Origin of the sequence: Xenorhabdus aichiensis, assembly GCF_028598775.1 — a bacterium.
Classification (GTDB): domain Bacteria; phylum Pseudomonadota; class Gammaproteobacteria; order Enterobacterales; family Enterobacteriaceae; genus Xenorhabdus; species Xenorhabdus bovienii.
Genome location: NZ_JAQRFO010000028.1, coordinates 23,195 through 44,582 on the forward strand (window position 1 = coordinate 23,195; position 21,388 = coordinate 44,582).

The window sequence follows — 21,388 nt, forward strand, 5'->3', positions numbered from 1 at the left end:
CGTACCACTAGCTGATTTTTCATTTGGATTAAATGAAGAAAAATATCACTCAAAAATTCGCATATTTATTTGAGTCGAATGTAAAAACTGAATTTTCTAAAAATCAAGGTATTAGGAAAAAATGGGACAATTATTGAAAAGGTGTCTGATTGCCTACCACAGTCAACCTGATGATAGCAGGCAATCAGATAGGTTCTTAATCAGTCATCCAACTCATCCAGCACAGATAATGCATCTGCCAATTTTTTGACACCAAACACTTTCATCTCTGGCAATGCTTTTTTCGGCATGTTGGCGTGAGGCACAATAGCACGTTTAAAGCCATGTTTGGCTGCTTCTGAAATGCGTTCCTGGCCACTGGGGACGGGGCGAATTTCCCCTGCCAGACCAACTTCACCAAATACCACCAGATCACGAGGCAAAGGGCGATCGCGGAAACTGGAAACCAAAGAAAGCAATAACGCAAGGTCAGCACTGGTTTCTGTCACTTTCACCCCCCCAACGACGTTAACAAAGACGTCTTGGTCAGCCATTTGCAAACCACCATGCCGATGTAAAACAGCCAGTAGAATCGCCAGTCGATTTTGCTCAAGCCCCACAGCGACTCGACGCGGGTTGGACAGCATGGAGTGATCAACCAGCGCCTGAACCTCCACTAGCAGAGGACGGGTACCTTCCCATACGACCATCACGGAACTTCCCGACGTAACCTCATCTCCTCGGCTCAAGAAAATCGCTGAAGGGTTACTCACTTCCCGCAATCCCTGCTCGGTCATGGCAAACACACCCAGCTCATTTACCGCACCAAAACGGTTTTTATGACTGCGCAGAGTCCGAAAACGGGAATCCGCCTCACCATCCAGCATTACCGAGCAATCTATGCAGTGCTCCAGCACTTTTGGCCCTGCCAGAGAGCCATCTTTTGTCACATGCCCAACCATGATAATGGCTACACCACGCGTTTTCGCAAACCGTGTCAAATAAGCCGCCGTTTCTCTGACCTGCGCGACACTGCCCGGTGAAGATTGAATATCCGCCATGTGCATGACTTGAATAGAGTCGATCACCATCAATTTAGGCTGTTCCTGTTCGGCAATCAGACAAATCTGCTCAATGCTCGTTTCTGACAGCATATTCAATTTATCCGTCGGTAATCCCAACCGATGTGCCCTCATCGCCACCTGCTGCAATGATTCTTCCCCTGTCACATACAGCGTTTTCATCTGTTCAGATAACTGGCACATGGTCTGTAATAGCAGAGTACTTTTCCCCGCACCGGGATTTCCGCCAATCAAAATCGCGCTGCCGGGTACAACGCCACCCCCCAGCACACGGTCAAATTCTTTAAACCCAGTCGAAAATCGCGGCAACTCTTCCAGACTGATTTCAGCGAGTTTCTGTACTTTGCTGATACTGACCTCTCCCGCGTAGCCACTGAAACGCTCACTGCGGGAAGATGAAGCGGCGGCCAAACGCACTTCCGTAATGGTATTCCATGCGTGGCATGCGGTACATTGCCCCTGCCAGCGGGGATAATCCGCGCCACATTCGTTACAGACAAATGCCCTTTTTACTGCTTTTGCCACTCTGTACTCCCTTATATGGCTGCCTTTGGCGGCCAGAAAACCAACATTAACGCTCTTCGTGTTTTAAACCACCGCTCAAAACACACAGAACCCCCATCAAATCAGCATGGCGAATGCCTACTTTGGCCTGCGTATACACTTTAGGTTTTGCATGATAGGCAATTCCCAGCCCCGCCTTGCGGATCATTTTCAAGTCGTTAGCACCATCCCCAATTGCCACGGTTTGACTCAGTGGGATATTCAGCTCTTTTGCCAGCCGTACCAACGTGGTTGCTTTGTATTTTGCATCAACAATCGGCCCTTTGACCTTACCCGTCAATTTGCCATCTTTGACCTCAAGTTGATTGGCAACCGCAGCAAACAGACGTAGCTGCTGACGAAGGTTATCCGCAAAGAAGGTAAAACCTCCCGATGCAATCGCAACATGCCAATCCAGCGACTGTAACTTGCGGACAAGACTCGTCAGCCCTGGCATGAGGGGAAGGGTTTCCATCACCTGCTGTAATATTGATGCATCTGCACCTGCCAGTTGAGCAACCCGTTCACGCAGGCTTTCTGAAAAGTCCAGCTCTCCCTGCATCGCGCGCTCCGTGATGGCAGCCACCTTATCGCCGACGCCCGCCAGACGGGCAATTTCATCAATGCACTCAATCTGAATGGCGGTCGAATCCATATCCATCACTAACAGACCCGGTGAACGCAGGCGTGGGATCTGCCCCAGAGGAACGACATCAAGACTGCACTCATCCGCCAACCGTTTAATACGTGGAGAAGGACTGCCGGCAATGCGGACCACTTGATAATCATCAATACGCCATGAAGAGACCACGACAATGGCAACGCCCAGACGATGCTGAAAATCGCTAATACGCTGTTTATCCAAACCGCGGCCGTACAGTAACCAGCCACTGTCCCCTGCGCGATAGTCCAGCGGCATCACTTCGTCGCCACTGAGAGATAACGGTAATCCCGGCCATTTATGGATCTCATCGGGTAGGTAACGGTAGGCCAGATTATTAGACATGAACATCGACTCCTGTAATTCCGTGTAATTTTGGCAGGCAAAAAATGCTTTTCAAACTATCCTATCAATACAGCATCTGGCAACATGATGTGTTCCAAAGCATGGATGGAATAACGATGATCAAAGCAAAACTGAAATTTCGACTGCATAAGACGGCGATTATTTTAATATGTATAGCACTGCTGGTATTACTGCTGCAGGGTGTCTCCTATTTCAGTCGTTCTCAGCAACAGGCTCAGGTAAATCAGTTTGAAGATCTGGCGAAAACTCTGGCAAAACAGGTAGCATACAGCTTGTCTGATTATATGGAGAATGGTAGCAAAGATCTTAATAATAAAAAGATTGTAGCCAACCTGAACTATCTGACCAGCAAAAGTCGCATTTTGGATGCCAGTGTTTATCTGGAAAATGGCACCCAGATCGCGCGGAGTGGTGAGCCAATTTCTGTTCGTGACCGGTTATCGTTAGATGGCAAAAAATCAGGCAGCTACTTCAATCAGCAGCTCGTTGTCCCCATACCCGGCAAAAATGAACCAAAAGGTTTTCTCCGCCTGACACTGGATAGTCACAGGCTAGAAACAGAAGCCAAGCAGGTGGATAATACGACGAATTTACTCAGGATCATGATCCTGCTGGCATTGGCGATTGGGTTTGTTCTGGCACATAACTTACTCCAACTCACTCCCAGCCGCTGGCAGCAATCACCTTATCTCTTGACCGCCAATACCAAATCCTTTGATGAGGATCGAGAAAATAAAAGCGACGCCTCTCGACGCTAACCTTCTTCCCCACTTCATCATTTCATCTGAATTCAGTGTTTATGCTGCATTCAGATGGTCTTCTTTCCTGTTTTTCCTGCATAAGCCCCTATTTTCACAGATAAATGACTGTGTATTTTTATCATCACATCATTTATTACTGAACCCTAATGTTGCAGTCTGTGAATAATCAGCAAGAATCATATTAGGCATCTTTGATAATCGTAAGGAGTCAAATACTGTGTTAAACATCATGAAAAAACGTAATTACTTAACCCACTCGGAGATTGAAATATTGATCAAAGAGTTGGGAAAACATCCTCATGCCGAACGGAATATATGCATGATATTTATGGGCTTTATTCATGGTTTCCGGGTTTCTGAATTGCTTGGGCTAAAGCTTTCTGATGCGGATTTGGAGGGGAAAAAGCTGCGTGTACAGCGCCTGAAGAATGGTTTTTCCACAATTCATCCGATGGTGATGCGGGAGGTTCAACTGATACGCCAGTGGCTTGCCCAACGTCAGAAGTACAAAAACAGTGAGCAGAATGACTGGTTATTCTTGTCGCGCACAGGCGTACGGATGTCCCGCCAGCAGTTTTATAAAATCATCCGACAAACGAGTTTACAGGCCAATTTAGCGGTTTGCGCGAATCCGCACATGCTACGACATTCCTGCGGCTACGCGCTGGCGGACAATGGCGTGGATACCCGCTTGATTCAGGACTATTTAGGGCATCGGAATATTCGCCATACTGTACGTTATACTGCGAGTAATGCGGGTCGTTTCGGGACTATCTGGCAGGAAAGAGGGAAACGAAAATTGTCTACAATTAGTACCAAACTGTTAACCCGTCAATTATCCTACTTTTTGCAATCCGTTTATTCTCATTTCATCCGAAAGAATCAAAGTAATAGATTGATTACAATGTAGAAAATAACCCCTTCTTTTTATGTGTCATATCCCCTTACTCCATCATCAGAATTTTCCTGTTTTTCTACTTCGGTGAATACTCATTTAAATTGTTTTATATCGAAAGATATATAAATTAAAATTATCAATTATGTTGGAATAATCAACTTAAAAAATAACAAAATTAGGATTAATCTTCTTCAGTTAACAGTTTGGTACTAATTGTTAACCAAATACCGTATTTAGGTCACGTATTATCTGATGGGTATTTCTGGCAAAAAAAGCCATTCCGAACAGGAATGGCTTTGACTTATCGATTTATTCATTCTTTTTCTATCTGATATCAATATAAGTCCAAAATTGTTTCCGCCACAAAGGCATATTGATTCTTAACATGGACTTGGGTTTTATTGAAGCAATCTTCTAAAAACCAATCAGCGGGCGTTTTCAAAGCAATGGAAACATCAACCAAATGTTCCAGACTGATTTTATTGGTTCCTCGTTCATAACGCGACAATTGCTGCTGGCTAACGCTAATTCTGTCCGCCAGCTCTGCTACTGTCATCCCAATTTCTTTCCTTTTCATTTGGATTCGTTTTCCTACCAGCATACTGACTCGCATGATATCTTTACTCTCAATTAGTTATAACTTAATAAAACTACTGCGATACCTTCATATTTACCGGCTTTGGGTGGTGTGATCGTGCGCAATATGGATGTCAGCGTGAAATTTTCTGGTTGATCTCTTCCTTTCGCCTTAAAAGACACACCGTCCATTGCTTCCCGCCCATTAATCTGCAATGTGGAATACATCTGTCGGTTAGAATCCAAATAAATTTTTGCTTCTCTACCGATTGAGAAACCTTCTAATCGGAAGTCTCCCTTAAGAGCACATTTCACCTGCCCCGTGATCGAACGCGTCGCATTATTGACGTCTGATGCTTTTAATGCGCCATAAGCAATTTCAGAAGGCACAGAAATAGAGCAATTCTGATTTTTTGGGGGTAACTTACCGCAAGTGGAATTAGGGAATTTGTCCGCTGAACCATAACCCCTTGATATTTCATAGGAGTAGAACAACCCTACACAATCAGCATCCCCAGTCATGATGGTAAATCTTGTTCTAAAAGGAATACCCAGTTTCCTTTTATAAGCCTGCATGACCTCTTCCGCAGTACGGTATCGATTGGCGTCATTCAAACACGCACCAGCTCCAATGCAGGAACCATACATACCTGGCCTACCACCATTCGTATACCAAACATCAGGCCCGACATAACATCGCCTGCTACCATAACAAGGGTTTGGCGCCCCTTCCTCCTCTGTCCAGGCGATAATTTCCATGGTCGTGACAGCCTGATTACCTGATGGCTGAGTATCAACCGCCATAACATAAGCGCCACCATAAGCATATGAGGCACTTAAGAAAAACAGCAATGCTATGAATTTCATCAGTGATTTCTTAATATGGCGCATAATTTATTCCCCTAAATAGCATCAAACTCTGGCTAAAAATTGTGAGCGAAAAATAAGTCAGCATCATTACTCATAACTGACTTCAAAGGTCGCAATTGCATTAAATGCACCAGCACCAATCCTATTTTGCTGGAGGGCGCGGGGTTCAGCTTGTACATACGCTCGAAACGGAATCACATTACTGCTACTGGTACGAGAGAGCGGAAATTTACTGACTTTGTTAAAAGGAAGTGGCTTGCCATCTATGCTCTCCATACCAATAGCGGCACCGGAAGCCCGGCTGCCAGCACCAAATGCCAGCAATCCGGGCAGTGCACGACTCTCTGGCCCCATAAACTTAATCTTGAGGCTTTGTGCGACACGGGGATCACACTCCTCCAGATGCAGTTCAAAATGCTGGCCTGGAGTGCGGTGATTCTGATAAAGGTCACGGTTAAGAATACGTCCCAAATACACCTCCATCGCTTTATCTTCTGTCTTAATCACACAGGGAGCAGCGAGTACAGTCAGCGTAATTTTGACATCCTGGCGCAGGCTATCTTGTGCATAGGCACTTTTCTGGCCACCAATGCCGAAAATAAACAGGGCTGGCAGTACATATTTGGATAGCTTCATATTTAACGGACTCATTATTCTTTACCCCAACATTTACCCAAAAAAAAAGCCATCACGATCCGGTTAATTAGACTTTAAAGTTCCCATCAGCATGACGACCGATGGGGCGTCATCCACAAGGTTCGATCAGTTTTCTTCCACTGTGGTTTTCGCAACCGTGCAAGTATTGCCATTACAACTAAATGTCAGCTGTGGGCGTCCACCATAATCATTGACATAGGTCAGTACCGGCGCATTGCCCAGTGCACTGAAGTCTCCCCCAAGCTTTTCACTACTTCTGGGTGCCAGCATCAAAGGTTGAAAACCATCGACACTCTTGCCATTAACCTTATTAGAGGCTTCCGAAATGGTGATGTAATAAGATGTCGGGTTACTCACCAGATATTGATTTGCCTGACGGGTCAAAGTGAGTTTTTCCTGCCATGGGTTATCAAGATCGATACGACGTGCAATGACGGCTTCCGGGCGATAGAACAACTTCACTCGGGTCTGCAACGCAATTTGCAGCACATTAGGTTTATTGCTGCGTGGTGGAATTTCACGCAAATTGAAATAGAACAGGCTTTCTCTGTCTTGAGGCAATTCGGCTATTGTCGGTAATGTTTGAATTTTGACTTGGCTCTTCGCTCCGGCTTCAACACGCTGTACAGGAGGAACTACCACGAGCGGGCCATTAATCTTATTTCCCTTGTCATCTTCAATCCACGCCTGTGCCAGATAAGGCAAATCGACATGCTGGTTTTCAATATTCAAACTAACGGATTTTACATCCCCATTAAAAATTACCCGGGTACGATCCAGCGCCATCGCAGCCATTGCCTGATAAGCTGGCATCAGGCTTGTCACCGTCATAGCGGTTACCATTAGAGTTTTTTTCATTTTCATTATTACTTGCCCATTCTCAAAAGAGATTCGTTTTTAGATTGCTCTGCTAACAACAATACTTTCCATGTTAAATCAGCAACATAATACGCCACTTCAATTCAACTTTCTGGCTTGTCTTATTGCAATTTACTTATGTTCACCTTTTAAAAACTGACAAGGTAGTAAAAATGAAGTCAAAGATGCTTCGGATATTTCTTGCGGTACAGTGATTTCACACTGAGCCCCGCCATTCCAATGCACCTGCAATTTCTCACCGGCATTCATTCCACTCAGATAGGCATACCCATCATCACTGACAATCCCAATTTCCCGTTGAGCGGTGTTCATGACAGAAGCACCGAAAGGTGGGAATGAACCATCAGGCAAACGGATAACGGTCATCGCTTTAAATCCTGACATCACCTGGAACTTCCGATAACCAATCGCACCTTCTGTCAGTGTTGCCTGTTGCACAGAACGCAGGGCTTCTACGTTATCCGGCAAGTTGTCTAAATCAATGTTTGCAGAATTGCGGTAATAGTGATTTACATCTGCAAGCACTGCCTTACCAAAGTAGTTTGTATGAACGACAGAACCGTACCCTCTGACCGGCACATCACTCACACCTTCTGTATCCACCATCAGGCGAGTTGCGCCAGGAAGATTGATGCGATGCAATGCTGCGCCATTTGCTGTCACGGTCACTCCACCTTGAAGACCAAGTGCTGCGGAGGTATACCCGCCATCCTGATAACTGGCACTGGCAGTCAGCAACGTTTTGTCACCATAATGAGTGTAATAACCATCTGCCGCTGCCTTACCGCTAATGCTGCTACCTGCTGAGATACGATAGTTATTGCGCTCATCAATGCGGTTGAAATAACCAGCCATATGCGAATTACCCTGACGATTGGCCAAACCGTTATAGCTAAGTGTTCCGCTCTCTCCCCACGGAATAGACAGATTCAGATACACGCCATCATCTTTTTTATTGTCAAAATTGTTGCGATAGGCGGATAAGTTCACATTGATATTTTTATAACTCCCAATATCCAAATATTTGGACAGCGATATGTTATAGCGATCATTGGTTGGCCTGTTCCAGTAGGTTTGATGGCTATAGTTAATATGGGCATTAAGACCAAGATCCTTAAATTGTTTACTGAAAATCAGGGTATAAAGTTCTTTTCCATTATCAGAGTTAACATCGCGGTAACGGCGGTCGATATATTGCGCCATACTCATAAAATTACGCTCGGAGAAACGATACCCCGCAAATGTCACCTGACTATTGTATTGCTCGAAACGTTTCGAATAACTGAGACGATATGAACCACCCGTAAAGGTTTTATTCTCTTTCGGTAGTCTTGCCCTTGATTCCGTGATGTCAAAAGACAACGCACCGAGCATCATCAAGTCACGGCCAATCCCCAGAGACAAGGCGTTGTAATCCCCTGCTCCCAGCAATCCGCCATACAATGACCAGCCGTTATTAATCCCCCAGGAGAATTCGCCCAACCCAAACGCGGGCCCTTCCCGACGATGTTTGTCATTGGTCGATTGCCCACCGACCAATTTATACTGCACGCGTCCGGGGCGAGTCAGATAAGGAACTGTAGCCGTATTAACCTGAAATTCCTGTATGCCACCATCCTGTTCTTCTACTCTGACATCCAGATTTCCCGTTACTGCATCACTGAGATCCTGAATGCGGAACGGGCCGGGCGCAACCTGAGTTTCATACAGCACTCGCCCCTGCTGGCGTACAGTAACCTTGGCATTGGTTCTCGCGACTCCAGAAACTTCGGGGGCGTATCCACGCAAGTTTGGCGGCAGCATATTGTCATCCGTCACCAGACTCATCCCCGTATAACGGAAACTATCGAAGATATTGGAATTCAGGTAATCTTCCCCAAACGTCAATTGAGCCTGAAGGCGAGGTATAGCGCGATACAGGTAGTAACGGCTCCAATCCCAATCACGCTCCCTTTCTCCAGAAGCCCCCTGTTTATTATCCTTGGTTTTCGAACGGTTATAATTAGCCTGCCAATCAGCCCGAAAACGCCATGCGCCCGCATTCATACCTGCTGTTCCGTTAGCACTCACCTGCTGGTTGCTACTGCCATGGGTGGGTTTAGATGTCTGCGCATTGACGTTATAGTCAAACAATACTCCAGGTACACCGTTATCCCAGCGGGAAGGCGGATCCCAATCCGGCAAGTCATATTCCAGATAGATCTGTGGAACAATTAAATACAGGGTATAAGTTGCCAGATCCCCTCTGGCTGACATGCCTGGCAAACTGCCGAGATCAAGACACTTTCCATCATTCTGCCAACCTAATTTTTCTGCCCACTCCTGTTTCAGTGCTATTTGCTTCACCAATTCAGGGGATATGCAGGCTTCGCTACTTTTGGGGTCATCGGGTTGTGGGGTAAAATCAATCGAATACATGTCCGGAAATTCATTTTTATTCATCCGGACACCCATAATATAGTTACCAGGCATGATATAGCCTGCGCGGGAGAATTTATCCAAATCGATATTGGCACGTTCACCGACATCCAGCGCGTCGATATTGAATTCAATTGATGGATTAGAATATGCTGTTTGCATACCCGCCAGTGCAAACAATACCAATGAGGAAAGAGGTTTAATTTTATTTTTAAAGCGGACTGATTTTATTCTATTAGCTATTTTCGCTTTATTATCCGCTGTTTTTTTATCAGCGACGTTCTCTTTATTAATGTTGTTTTTTATATTAATAGCTGAAAAATTATGATTCATGGAATTTGAAAACAAAGCCATAGCACCCTCTGAACGATAAATCGTTAATAATCCAATTTGCATTTAGCCGCTGTCTGATACTGCCAAACGAGCGAGAATACAGGGCTTCTCACCTGATACATGGCATTATTAAATTTCATCGATCTAAATTGAAGATCTCGACCGATACTGGTGTCACAGAGGTTGCCATATGTCCTGCTTATTCGTAATATCTCACGCTTTCTCTTCTTTGTACTTAGAGAATACCGCTGGTTAAATAAATAAAAAAAGGGTATTTCAATTTACTTCTATCATAGATAATTTCGTTAATGGCACACGTTAATGACTTAATTTTCAATACTATTAACTTAAATCAATAAAACAGATCCTACTACATCATATTGTAGTAATGTTCTGCTAACGTGTTATATCCGAGAAATACCCTGAATAAACTATCAATTATCAGGAAACCTATAATAACAATGGCAGTTAGTTTCCTGACATTCAATGACTAAAAATTACCCGTTAACTAATGAATAATATTACAGGTAGTTTAAAGTAAAGTTTGCGATGGCAGTGAATTCACCTGGTTTGATTACACTGTGCTGATTTTTACCATCTGCTCCTTGTGCTGTGGTAATGCCTTTCAGGTGTGCGGCAAAATTCAGATCATTGCTACCTTCGTGCAAAGAAAATTTATCTGATTCTGTACCCAGAGGAATCGGCTTATTACCCGCATTGGTGATAACGATTGCAGCACCGGATGCAGGACCTTCAATGCCTAATAAACCTTTTTCATCAGCTTCTGCACCAGTAAAGGTTGTTTTCACACCATTTTTGGTTTCAGCAGTACAGTTTTTTAATTCAATTTTGAACGCTTTAGGTGTTGAAGTACCACCATCTTTCAGAATATGGCTAGAAACTGCGCCCAGATCAACGTCAATATTGGTGTTTTTGATTGAGCAAGGTGCATCAATAATAGAACCGCTGAATTTAACTGTGCCGCTACCTTGGTTAGCTGCGCTTGCCGCACCAGCCGTCAAAGCTACACCAAAACCCAGAACCATCGCCAATTTATTAAGTTTCATAATTTAACTTGTGCCTTTAATTTAAAGATATAGATACTCATAGCCAACAGGAAGCCGAAGCACAGAAATTAATTTCTGACACTTAGGCGAATGATTATTTAGTTTTTTGACGAAATTAATAACAGGTCAAAATAAACCAAACTGGCAATATCATTCTACAGAATAAGTCTTAAGTCAAATTTCAGGCAATAAAACTAAAGATCTGTTTTAACTTCATATAAAATATGAGTTTTTATAAAAAAGTACGTGGAATGAGTAGTATATTTTACTAATAATTTTTTAAATTTGGATTATTAGCCTGAGTTATATCGAGCAACGATCAGTAATTTAGGATCTTAGTTTGCGTTGCTTTATCATTCAATTTTTTCGACCTGACAGAAAAAAATATTTTATTATATCGACCTAAGCCTAAGCTATGGTTTTTATTATGGATTTTATGGCTTTAGTTAAAATAAAACCAAAATATTTACCTAATTAAGATAATTATCAAGCTAATTACCAATTTAAAATATCACTAAGATTAAATAGTTTTAATTCTGTTAAATTTAATTTTTTCATTCATTTTTTAAGCAAATTAGTCCGAAAGGAGGTGCCTATTAAATGAATAGGTAAAACTTATCTTTAACAAAACCGAACACATCAACACAAAACTTAATAAATAAAAAAGCCCTTTCCAATTATGGAAAGGGCTTTTATTATTAATAAAATAATAAAACTATTTATTAATTTTTAATTATCACCTAATAAAATTGACTCAAGGGCAATTTCAATCATGTCATTGAACGTTGTCTGGCGCTCTTCTGCCGAAGTTTGTTCGCCAGTACGAATATGGTCAGAAACGGTGCAGATTGCCAATGCCTTAGCACCAAATTCTGCCGCTACACCGTAAATTCCCGCCGCTTCCATTTCAACGCCCAGAATGCCATATTTTTCCATCACATCGAACATTTGTGGATCTGGTGTATAGAACAGATCTGCTGAGAAAATATTACCGACACGAGCGTTGATATTCTTCGCCTTCGCTGCATCAACTGCATTGCGAACCAAATCAAAGTCAGCAATCGCCGCGAAATCATGATCTTTAAAACGCAGGCGGTTTACTTTGGAATCAGTACATGCTCCCATACCAATCACAATATCACGGATTTTGACATCGTGGCTGACTGCACCACAGGAACCAATGCGAATAATCTTTTTAACACCAAAATCGGTGATCAACTCTTTAGCATAGATAGAGCAGGATGGGATCCCCATACCGTGACCCATGACAGAGATCTTGCGACCTTTGTAAGTACCGGTGAAACCCAGCATACCGCGAACATCGTTAACCTGACGGACATCTTCTAAAAAAGTTTCCGCAATGTATTTTGCACGCAGTGGATCGCCTGGCATCAAAACAACATCAGCAAAATCGCCCATCTCAGCATTAATATGTGGGGTGGCCATAAATCTATTCCTTGTTTTTATTACGTATCAAAATAGGTGAATATCGGGGCAACCCACTGGCTGCCCTGAGAAAATCAGAACATCACTTTACCGTAATCCATTGGCGTCAGGTCGAAGTATTTCGCCACTGTCTGACCAATGTCAGCAAACGTTTCACGATGCCCTAATGAGCCAGGTTTAACTTTCGGCCCATAAACCAGCACTGGAATGTGCTCACGAGTATGATCCGTACCCGGCCAAGTTGGGTCACAACCGTGGTCAGCCGTCAGGATCAGAATGTCATCTTCTTTAACCTGTTTCAGCATTTCTGGCAAGCGACGGTCAAATAGTTCCAACGCCGCTGCATAGCCTGCTACGTCACGACGGTGGCCGTAAGAGGAGTCAAAATCAACAAAGTTGGTAAATACGATGGTGTTATCCCCAGCCTGTTCCATTTCAGCCAGTGAAGCGTCAAACAGTGCATCAATTCCCGTTGCCTTGACCTTTTTGGTGATACCGACGTTAGCATAAATATCTGCGATCTTGCCAATAGAAACAACTTCACCCTGTTTTTCGTCAACCAGTTTTTTCAGTACGGTTGGTGCTGGGGGTTCAACCGCCAAATCATGACGATTGCCGGTACGCTGGAAATCGCCAGCCTTGTCACCCACAAATGGACGGGCGATGACCCGGCCGATGTTATAATCACCTATATTCAACTCTTCACGAGCAATTTCACAGAGTTCATACAGCCGATCCAAGCCGAATGTTTCTTCATGGCAGGCAATCTGGAACACGGAATCCGCAGAGGTATAGAAAATCGGCTTGCCGGTTTTCATGTGCTCTTCGCCCAAGTTATCCAGAATGACCGTACCGGAAGAGTGACAGTTACCCAGATAGCCCGGCAGATTAGCGCGTTCAACCAGTTTATCCAGCAATTCTTGTGGGAAACTGTTGTCTAATTCCTGGAAATAGCCCCAATCGAACAGAACCGGAACACCCGCAATTTCCCAGTGGCCTGATGGCGTGTCTTTACCAGAAGAAAGTTCACTCGCATAGCCGTAGGCCCCAATAATTTCGGCATCTTGATCCAAACCTATCGGGAAGGTTCCGCTGGATTCCTCTGTTGCTTTACCCAACCCCAAACGGCTCAGGTTTGGCAGCTGTAATGGCCCTTTGCGGCCGATATCAGCCTCACCACGGGCGCACTGCCCTGCAATATGCCCTAAAGTGTTAGATCCTTTGTCACCAAATTTCTCTGCATCTGCACTCGCACCGATGCCAAAGGAATCCAATACCATGATGAACGTACGTTTCATAATTTTCTCCTGCGTCAGTCAATTCACGCTATCAATGCGGAAACTGTCGGCTGTTAAAATCTATTTTCATTATTCATGATGATTTAGCCATCAATATGGCGGTAAACCATCGGTGTGGCGGCTTTTGTTTCGGTACTCACATCAATTCCCAAAACGATGGACTTACGCACGACCTCCGCCGCTTCCTGCCAATCATTTTCGCTATTGGCATAAATCATTGCCAGAGGAGTATCTGCGTTCACTACTGCACCAAGTGCAACAATATCACTCAGCCCCACACTGTAATTAATGGGATCAGTGGCTTTGCGGCGACCCCCTCCCAATGCAACCACGGACATTCCCAATGCCCGCGTATCCATTTCAGTAATTATGCCATTTTGCCCAGCAAACACCGGTTTGCTAAAAGAGGCAATCGGTAGATAACGAGCATAATTTTCGACAAAATCGACCGGGCCTTTTTGTGCCGCGACCATACGCCCAAAGGTTTCAGCCGCCTTGCCATTGTCTAACACCACCTGCAATTTACGGCGTGCTTCGGCACGATCTGCCGCCAGATTACCCGATACCAGCATCTCCGCAGACAATGCCATAGTGACTTCAAATAACCGAGGGTTACGGTATTCTCCAGTCAGAAATTGGACGGCTTCACGCACTTCTAGCGCATTGCCGGCACTGGATGCCAAAACTTGATTCATATCCGTCAACAACGCAGTTGTCTTGCAACCCGCACCATTAGCAACGCTAACGATGGATTCTGCCAGTTGTTCTGACTGTTCATAAGTCGGCATGAATGCTCCAGAGCCCACTTTCACATCCATAACCAGCGCATCCAATCCCTCAGCCAGTTTTTTGCCTAAAATAGAGGCCGTAATCAAAGGGATGGAATCAACGGTGGCAGTAATATCACGAGTCGCATAAAAACGTTTGTCCGCAGGTGCCAGCGAGTTAGTCTGCCCGATAATCGCAACGCCCACATCTCGGATGATGTCACGGAAACGCTGTTCATCAGGGAAAATGTCAAAGCCGGGGATGGATTCCAATTTATCCAGCGTTCCCCCGGTATGCCCCAAACCACGTCCTGATATCATCGGTACGTAGCCCCCACAGGCGGCTACCATCGGACCCAGCATCAGGGAGGTCACATCACCGACACCGCCCGTCGAGTGTTTATCTACGATCGGGCCATGCAAATTCAATTTTTTCCAATCCAGAACCGTACCGGAATCGCGCATTGCCAAAGTCAGTGCCACACGCTCTTCCATCGTCATATCATGGAAATAAATGGTCATCGCCAGTGCTGCGATCTGCCCTTCAGAAACGGTATTATCACGAACCCCGTTAATAAAGAAACGGATCTCTTCTTCACTCAATCGGTGACCGTCACGTTTTTTGCGGATAATTTCCTGTGCCAGAAACAAAGCGACCTCCCAATCATCATTATCTGAAAAGAATGGCAGTAATGCACTCTATCTTAACGTGCATTCAATATGTGGTTATTGATCTCAATAACCACTACTTTGCTTTTGGCCCTGGTGCCCAAGTGCGGTCAATAAATTGCCCAACAGACTGGAAGCACCAAAACGGAAATGACGGGAGTCGGCCCATTTGTCTCCCATGATACGCGCAGACAGTGCCAGATATTGTGCGGCTTCTTCGGCTGTACGCACGCCTCCGGCAGGTTTAAAACCAACAGTTTCACCTACGCCCATGTCGCGGATCACACTGAGCATAATTTCTGCGCTTTCCAGTGTCGCATTGACAGGGACTTTGCCTGTTGAGGTTTTGATAAAATCCGCACCTGCGTTGATTGAAATTTCAGAAGCTTTGCGAATCAGGCTCTCTTCTTTCAACTCACCCGTTTCAATAATCACTTTCAGCCAAACACCAGATGCAGCGCAGGCATCTTTGCAGGCTTTAACTAAATCGAAGCCAATCTGTTCATTACCTGCCATCAGGGCGCGATAGGGGAAAACCACGTCAACTTCATCTGCGCCATAAGCAATGGCTGCACGAGTTTCAGCCAGTGCAATATCGATATCATCGTTGCCGTGTGGGAAATTGGTCACTGTGGCAATGCGAATGTCCGGAGTACCCTGTTCACGCAATACTTTACGTGCGGCAGGAATAAAGCGTGGATAGATACAGATAGCGGCAGTATGACCCACCGGGCTTTTTGCCTGATGACAAAGTATCGCCACTTTCTCATCCGTATCATCATCATTGAGTGTCGTTAAATCCATCAAACTCAGCGCACGCTGAGCAGCTGCGGTTAAATCGGTCATAAAACTCTCCAACGGTATTATTATCGTGACTGAACCCGTTCACATATTCTTTTGAACGATTGTTTTGAACGATTAGTTAGTTCGTTTGTTGGCGAGCGGACTTGGTTCCTTGAAGATGTTGCCATGATTATGCACAACAGCAACAGTAGAGTTCCTTCTCTCCGCACTATACTTTCTTCAGCTTTTACTGCCCCGGCGGGCATCAACTTAATCCATAAAGCCTTGGCACATCATTATTTGAACATGTAAATACCGAATAATTCGTGCCATAAATCACACTAATCGAATGAAAATTGCAATGATAAACATTTTTTTGTGATTTATATCACATCAAAACAGTTTCAGAAAAAACAAAAGCAGGTGAGATTATCTCACCTGCATTCAATTTGATACGCGATTCCTGCGTTTTATAACGCGAGGAAGAACCCAGCAATGGTTGCACTCATCAAGTTAGAGAGTGAACCGGCCAGTACGGCTTTCAGACCAAAACGTGCAATGTCTCCACGACGATTTGGCGCCATACCGCCTAAACCACCCAACAAAATAGCGACAGAAGACAAATTGGCGAAGCCACACAGCGCAAAGGAGATAATCGCTTTGGTATGATCGGAAAGCACTTGCAGACCTGCAGCCTGAACTACCTCGTTCGGTTTCAGATATTCGCCAAAGTTCATGAACGCCACGAACTCATTGACGACCACTTTCTGGCCGATGAAAGAACCTGCAATAGTCGCTTCATTCCACGGTACACCAATCAGGTAAGCGATTGGTGAGAACACCCAGCCCAAAATCAGTTCCATGGACAATTGAGGATAGCTGAACCAGCCACCGATACCACCCAGCATACCATTCAGCAAGGCAATCAAGGCGGTGAATGCCAGCAGCATTGCTCCCACGTTCAGAGCCAGTTGCATACCCGATGCCGCACCTGATGCCGCAGCATCAATGATATTGGCAGGGCGATCTTCAGCCGCAATCAGCGACATGGCATCGTCGGTGTCGCGTGTTTTTTCCGTTTCCGGCACTAACAGTTTCGCAAATAGCAGGCCACCCGGAGCTGCCATGAATGAAGCGGCAATCAGGTATTCCAATGGAACGCCCATCGATGCGTAGCCAGCCAATACTGAACCTGCCACAGAAGCCAAACCACCACACATGACAGCAAACAGTTCCGATTGAGTCATGGTCGAAATATAAGGACGGACAACCAGCGGCGCTTCAGTTTGGCCGACGAAAATATTTGCAGTCGCAGACAGAGATTCGGTTCGTGATGTTCCCAGCAGTTTTTGCATGCCACCACCGAGTATTTTGATCACAATCTGCATAACGCCGATGTAATACAGGACGGCAATAAGTGAGGAGAAGAAAACGATAATAGGCAGGACGCGCAGAGCAAAGATAAAGCCACCGCCGCCGAACAGCTCAAACATTTTGTCGGAAACTAGTCCACCAAAGATGAAATCCGTTCCTTTCTGGCCGTATCCAATGACGTTGGAAACGCCTTTTGACATTCCAATCAGAATGTCTTTACCCGCTGGCACGTAAAGTACAAATGCCCCAATAGCAACCTGAATCAAAAAGGCGCCCAAGACTGTGCGGATCTTAATAGCTCGGTAATTACTGGAGAAAAGTACTGCGATAAAAATCAGCACTACCATCCCTATCAGGCTCATAATGAGTTGCATTGGAAGAATCCCTGTTCACTGAATGAATAATGAAAAAATATGCCAGTTATATTGTGAGTTCCTACCGGCATTGTGCGAGGCCGATTATACCTAGTAGTAAAAAAGAACAAGCAACTAACATCACAAATTAATACCGCAAAAAGTAATATAAAAACACAAAATGAGATCTAGATCACATAAATCCATCTAGTTTCTAAGGGATTAGATAATTTTGCGGTGAAAAAGGCAAAAAAAGGGATAAATGAGTAAAGAAGACCAATTAAGGATTATTAATATTTATTTAATACGGATACTCACTTCCTGTTACCCTAAAAAAACATATCATTTCTGTGGTTATAAGTCAGCTTAACGCAAATAGTGCCATGCTGTTGTGATAAATCTGGCCGGCCATTTCATCTGGAGATTCTCGACGCAATTCACACAACGCAGAAAAAACCTGTGCGACTCTTTCCGGTCGGTTCGGCTGCCCTTGGTATCCAGAGAGTGGCATATCAGGCGCATCCGTTTCCAACACAAGGGACGACAGAGGCAGTTGGGAAATTGTACTGCGTGTTTTTTGTGCTCTCGCGTAAGTCATCGTTCCCCCGACACCAATATAAAATCCCAAACGAATAAAAGCCTGTGCCTGAGACAGGCTACCAGCAAAGCCATGAATTACCCCCGTGCGTGGTAAGTCATGTCTTCGCAGTATGGCGGCCAGTTGATCATGGCTTTTTCGGGAGTGGAGTATCACCGGCAAATCGTGCCTTTTAGCCAACGCTAACTGCGCTTCCAGCACCCTTTTTTGTTTCTCAAACTGTGGCTCCGGCATATAAAGATCAAGCCCTATTTCTCCTACAGCCACACATTTGGGATTTTTTTCCTTCAGCTTCTGCGCCAGCTCATCCAAGTGAGAACCTTGATGCTCATTGATATACAGGGGATGCAGGCCAAACGCGGCATAGATGGAAGGATAATCATATGCCAGCGCAGCAACCCGCTGGAAATTCATTTGACTAACGGTGGGGACGATAATGGTTTCCACCCCCGCTTGCCTGGCTTGTTTCAGACTCGTTTGTTCATTCCCTGCAAAGGGAGGAAAATCAAAATGGCAATGTGTATCAATAAACATCTACTTATCCACGTCATCCAACATAATAGACCCTGTCAGCGGAATCACACCATCCTCCTGCACCTCTGTTACCGGACGATTTATGCTGTCCAACAAGCTATATCGCCTGAAACCATTGTGATTAACCCCATCATTATTTAAACCACTGCGACAAACACCATAACTTTTACGTTTTTCCAGCCCAAATTTCCCACCAACAAAGGTATGCCCAATGGTAGCCAAAAAGTATCGCCCACAGCGCCGCCCCAAATGATAATCCTGATTTAATGCACTGATTCGGCTTCCCAATGCCATCGTAGCCAATGGCGCAGGAGGATAAATTTCGAATACCTGCACATCATCCGGCGGGTTTTCGATAAATTGCTGCGTCCGGCTGTAACTCTTAGCATGGAGATTAATCATCTTGACCATCTTTTGCAGGCTACTGGCTTCCAGCCAGCGCTCCATCCGCTTGAACCACTGCGGGGTATAATAAAGCTGTGAAGGCACTGTCCTGATCACGACAATCGTATCTGCGCCACGGCGATAAGCTTCTTGTACCGGAATCGCGTCGCAAATGCCACCATCCTGATAAACGGTGTCACCAAGGGTAACGCCATTTCGATAAAACCCCGGAATGGCGCTGGAGGCTTTCAAGATCTCCATCCAATTATGTTCATTAGGGTGAAAATAATCAGGTTCAAAGTTATCTGCGCGGCAGGCACACATGTAGAATTCACGGCCAGCATCAAACTGATGCATCGCAACAGTGGTATTCAGCGGTAATTGTTCAGATATGGTATCAATATACCAATCCAGATCGATCAAATGCCCGCCACGGACAAAACGCAGCGGATTAAAAAAAGTGGGTGCGGTTGTGTAACGACTGATCACTCTGCGGGCATAGCCCCGCTGACCACAAATATAGGGAGAGATATTCTGGGCACCCGCGGAAGTTCCAAGGAACAATTCAAACGGGTTAAAGCCAAACCGGAGGAATTCATCCAAAACACCTGCGGTAAAAATCCCCCGCTGCCCACCACCTTCACAAACAAGTGCAATTTTTCCTGGCTTGATCTGTGATTTATAAGCTAAAGGTTCTATGTTACCCAACGTTATTGGAATATGTTTCCCCACACTTCCTCCTAAAAAATCAATGACAGTGTCATAGCGTAATCTGAATAATGACTATCTATCAGTATATTGTTATTCAAACAATACGTTTGTAAAATTTTCGTTAAATAGTAAAAAATAGAGCGTAACACAAATATTGAAGCTATATTATGAAAAAAGGAAAGTAAAATCCCCCTGAGGAATCGTTTCCCATAGGAGTTTTAGAGGATACTGATTATTTACAATCTGGTGAAATGTAAAGTACCGAAGCGTAGCTATATACGAACGGGACTTTACATACCTAAAAGTATTCTACCCGTTATAAAAGTGCTTAACCAAGTAGCAGTAGCATGACTTCCCTGGGAAGTCATTTTATAATGACAATAAAAAGAAAAGAAGAAGGAATTTTCCGAAAATAATTTTTAAGACTATAAATTCTAAAAATATTAGCGTTACATCAATGAATTTATATCTTCGGTGAGAAAAAACATCTGGTATTACTATTGATAAATATAATATTATAGCGTCCTTCAATATCTTTTAATTAAATAGAATCCATATAATATTAAATGCATAATAAATTCAATTTAAAAAATAATATAACCATTAATAATATATAATAAAAAATCATTTATTAATAATTACGGATTTTAATTATTAATTAAATACAAAAAATTAGACTTATTTCTATATTATTTATTGATAAATGGAGCTTTAATTCTGGAGCAGAAAATATATATAAATAAATTCCTAATGGATATAAAATAGTAACAATAGAAAGAGTGGCCTATTAGCAGCCACCCAGTCAATTATTAAGGTTATTTTTTAACCTTTAATGTGCTTTTCACTGACTTGACACCATGCACTTTATGAGCAATTTTGGCTACTTTTTTAGCCTGATATGTGTTTTTGACAAAACCTGAAAGATAAACAACACCTTTTTCCGTCTTCACTGAAATATCATTGCTATCTAATCCTTTAGATTTCAGTAAATCCGCTTTTACTTGCGCAGTAATACTACTATCGCTCACATAAGCGTCTGCGTGTTTCAAAGAGTTGTCAACTTTGCTGCTTACACTTTCCAATGTGCTAGCTGGGGATGTTAATGCAGCCAATGCGCTACTACTTATCAGAACTGAACCTAAAACAATAGCCAGTAGTGAATGTGTAAACTTTATGTGTTTCATCCTATCACCTTCCGTCATGTTATATGGGTAAGAACAGCAACAGAATAATATGTCATCCTATTGCATAAATGAAGTAGGATTTACAATAAATCACGATTTTTTTCACTAAAACAGATTATTGTTCTTTATATAGAAAAAATACAGAAAGAGGTTACAAACTGATAAGGGCCAACTATTTGTTGACCCTATGATATAAA

At 43.9% G+C, this 21,388-nt stretch carries 18 protein-coding genes; 2 read left to right on the plus strand and 16 right to left on the minus strand.

Annotated elements, in window-relative coordinates; genetic code table 11:
• Positions 1-200 precede the first annotated feature (200 nt).
• Together radA and serB are read right to left on the minus strand one after the other, a co-directional pair.
• A complete protein-coding gene (gene radA, locus PSI22_RS13225) occupies positions 201-1,586 on the minus strand; it encodes a DNA repair protein RadA (RefSeq protein ID WP_038197984.1) in 1,386 nt (461 codons plus the stop codon).
• Between the two features lie 46 nt (positions 1,587-1,632).
• Positions 1,633-2,610 (minus strand): phosphoserine phosphatase, encoded by a 978-nt coding sequence (serB, locus tag PSI22_RS13230; protein ID WP_273580151.1) that lies wholly within the window; start codon positions 2,608-2,610, stop codon positions 1,633-1,635.
• Positions 2,611-2,726: 116 nt separating this feature from the next.
• Between serB and PSI22_RS13235 the strand changes: the two genes are divergently transcribed.
• Both PSI22_RS13235 and PSI22_RS13240 read left to right on the plus strand, forming a co-directional pair.
• On the plus strand, positions 2,727-3,389 hold the full coding sequence (locus tag PSI22_RS13235) for a YtjB family periplasmic protein (RefSeq protein ID WP_273580181.1): 663 nt from the start codon (positions 2,727-2,729) through the stop codon (positions 3,387-3,389).
• Between the two features lie 232 nt (positions 3,390-3,621).
• Complete coding sequence (locus PSI22_RS13240; protein WP_273580182.1) at positions 3,622-4,302, plus strand: tyrosine-type DNA invertase; 681 nt, start codon at positions 3,622-3,624, stop codon at positions 4,300-4,302.
• A 322-nt stretch (positions 4,303-4,624) separates the two neighbouring features.
• Here the strand turns inward: PSI22_RS13240 and PSI22_RS13245 are convergent, their stop codons facing one another.
• From PSI22_RS13245 to PSI22_RS13310, 14 genes are all read right to left on the minus strand, one after another.
• Complete coding sequence (locus PSI22_RS13245) at positions 4,625-4,903, minus strand: helix-turn-helix domain-containing protein (RefSeq protein WP_273580152.1); 279 nt, start codon at positions 4,901-4,903, stop codon at positions 4,625-4,627.
• A 17-nt stretch (positions 4,904-4,920) separates the two neighbouring features.
• Entirely contained in the window at positions 4,921-5,757 is an 837-nt protein-coding gene (locus PSI22_RS13250) for an MrpH family fimbial adhesin (protein WP_273580153.1), read from the minus strand.
• Between the two features lie 66 nt (positions 5,758-5,823).
• Positions 5,824-6,387 (minus strand): fimbrial protein, encoded by a 564-nt coding sequence (locus PSI22_RS13255; protein WP_273580154.1) that lies wholly within the window; start codon positions 6,385-6,387, stop codon positions 5,824-5,826.
• A 111-nt stretch (positions 6,388-6,498) separates the two neighbouring features.
• Complete coding sequence (locus PSI22_RS13260; RefSeq protein WP_273580155.1) at positions 6,499-7,257, minus strand: fimbria/pilus periplasmic chaperone; 759 nt, start codon at positions 7,255-7,257, stop codon at positions 6,499-6,501.
• A gap of 126 nt (positions 7,258-7,383) precedes the next feature.
• Positions 7,384-10,086: an outer membrane usher protein gene (locus PSI22_RS13265; RefSeq protein ID WP_273580156.1), complete on the minus strand. Its 2,703-nt coding sequence runs from the start codon at positions 10,084-10,086 to the stop codon at positions 7,384-7,386.
• Positions 10,087-10,544: 458 nt separating this feature from the next.
• Positions 10,545-11,090 (minus strand): fimbrial protein, encoded by a 546-nt coding sequence (locus PSI22_RS13270; protein WP_273580157.1) that lies wholly within the window; start codon positions 11,088-11,090, stop codon positions 10,545-10,547.
• A 729-nt stretch (positions 11,091-11,819) separates the two neighbouring features.
• Positions 11,820-12,536, minus strand: a complete 717-nt coding sequence (gene deoD, locus PSI22_RS13275; RefSeq protein ID WP_273580158.1) for a purine-nucleoside phosphorylase — start codon at positions 12,534-12,536, stop codon at positions 11,820-11,822.
• Between the two features lie 74 nt (positions 12,537-12,610).
• The gene (deoB, locus tag PSI22_RS13280) at positions 12,611-13,834 is read right to left on the minus strand and encodes a phosphopentomutase (protein ID WP_273580159.1); all 1,224 of its coding nucleotides are present in this window, start codon (positions 13,832-13,834) and stop codon (positions 12,611-12,613) included.
• Positions 13,835-13,917: 83 nt separating this feature from the next.
• On the minus strand, positions 13,918-15,252 hold the full coding sequence (deoA, locus tag PSI22_RS13285; protein WP_273580160.1) for a thymidine phosphorylase: 1,335 nt from the start codon (positions 15,250-15,252) through the stop codon (positions 13,918-13,920).
• A gap of 84 nt (positions 15,253-15,336) precedes the next feature.
• Entirely contained in the window at positions 15,337-16,116 is a 780-nt protein-coding gene (gene deoC, locus PSI22_RS13290) for a deoxyribose-phosphate aldolase (RefSeq protein WP_273580161.1), read from the minus strand.
• A 407-nt stretch (positions 16,117-16,523) separates the two neighbouring features.
• Positions 16,524-17,789, minus strand: coding sequence for a NupC/NupG family nucleoside CNT transporter (locus PSI22_RS13295; protein WP_196243612.1), 1,266 nt, complete (start codon positions 17,787-17,789; stop codon positions 16,524-16,526).
• Positions 17,790-18,141: 352 nt separating this feature from the next.
• Positions 18,142-18,912, minus strand: coding sequence for a TatD family hydrolase (locus PSI22_RS13300; RefSeq protein ID WP_273580162.1), 771 nt, complete (start codon positions 18,910-18,912; stop codon positions 18,142-18,144).
• Positions 18,913-20,028, minus strand: a complete 1,116-nt coding sequence (locus tag PSI22_RS13305) for a patatin-like phospholipase family protein (protein ID WP_273580163.1) — start codon at positions 20,026-20,028, stop codon at positions 18,913-18,915.
• Positions 20,029-20,822: 794 nt separating this feature from the next.
• Positions 20,823-21,191: a BON domain-containing protein gene (locus PSI22_RS13310; protein ID WP_273580164.1), complete on the minus strand. Its 369-nt coding sequence runs from the start codon at positions 21,189-21,191 to the stop codon at positions 20,823-20,825.
• Positions 21,192-21,388 lie beyond the last annotated feature (197 nt).

Excerpts from the sequence above, each read along its gene's own strand:
- serB (WP_273580151.1), bottom strand. The coding sequence starts at position 2,610 with ATGTCTAATAATCTGGCCTACCGTTACCTACCCGATGAGATCCATAAA.
- PSI22_RS13235 (WP_273580181.1), top strand. The coding sequence starts at position 2,727 with ATGATCAAAGCAAAACTGAAATTTCGACTGCATAAGACGGCGATTATT.
- PSI22_RS13240 (WP_273580182.1), top strand. The coding sequence starts at position 3,622 with ATGAAAAAACGTAATTACTTAACCCACTCGGAGATTGAAATATTGATC.
- PSI22_RS13245 (WP_273580152.1), bottom strand. The coding sequence starts at position 4,903 with ATGCGAGTCAGTATGCTGGTAGGAAAACGAATCCAAATGAAAAGGAAA.
- PSI22_RS13250 (WP_273580153.1), bottom strand. The coding sequence starts at position 5,757 with ATGCGCCATATTAAGAAATCACTGATGAAATTCATAGCATTGCTGTTT.
- PSI22_RS13255 (WP_273580154.1), bottom strand. The coding sequence starts at position 6,387 with ATGAGTCCGTTAAATATGAAGCTATCCAAATATGTACTGCCAGCCCTG.
- PSI22_RS13260 (WP_273580155.1), bottom strand. The coding sequence starts at position 7,257 with ATGAAAATGAAAAAAACTCTAATGGTAACCGCTATGACGGTGACAAGC.
- PSI22_RS13265 (WP_273580156.1), bottom strand. The coding sequence starts at position 10,086 with ATGCAAATTGGATTATTAACGATTTATCGTTCAGAGGGTGCTATGGCT.
- PSI22_RS13270 (WP_273580157.1), bottom strand. The coding sequence starts at position 11,090 with ATGAAACTTAATAAATTGGCGATGGTTCTGGGTTTTGGTGTAGCTTTG.
- deoD (WP_273580158.1), bottom strand. The coding sequence starts at position 12,536 with ATGGCCACCCCACATATTAATGCTGAGATGGGCGATTTTGCTGATGTT.
- deoB (WP_273580159.1), bottom strand. The coding sequence starts at position 13,834 with ATGAAACGTACGTTCATCATGGTATTGGATTCCTTTGGCATCGGTGCG.
- deoC (WP_273580161.1), bottom strand. The coding sequence starts at position 16,116 with ATGACCGATTTAACCGCAGCTGCTCAGCGTGCGCTGAGTTTGATGGAT.
- PSI22_RS13295 (WP_196243612.1), bottom strand. The coding sequence starts at position 17,789 with ATGAGCCTGATAGGGATGGTAGTGCTGATTTTTATCGCAGTACTTTTC.
- PSI22_RS13300 (WP_273580162.1), bottom strand. The coding sequence starts at position 18,912 with ATGTTTATTGATACACATTGCCATTTTGATTTTCCTCCCTTTGCAGGG.
- PSI22_RS13310 (WP_273580164.1), bottom strand. The coding sequence starts at position 21,191 with ATGAAACACATAAAGTTTACACATTCACTACTGGCTATTGTTTTAGGT.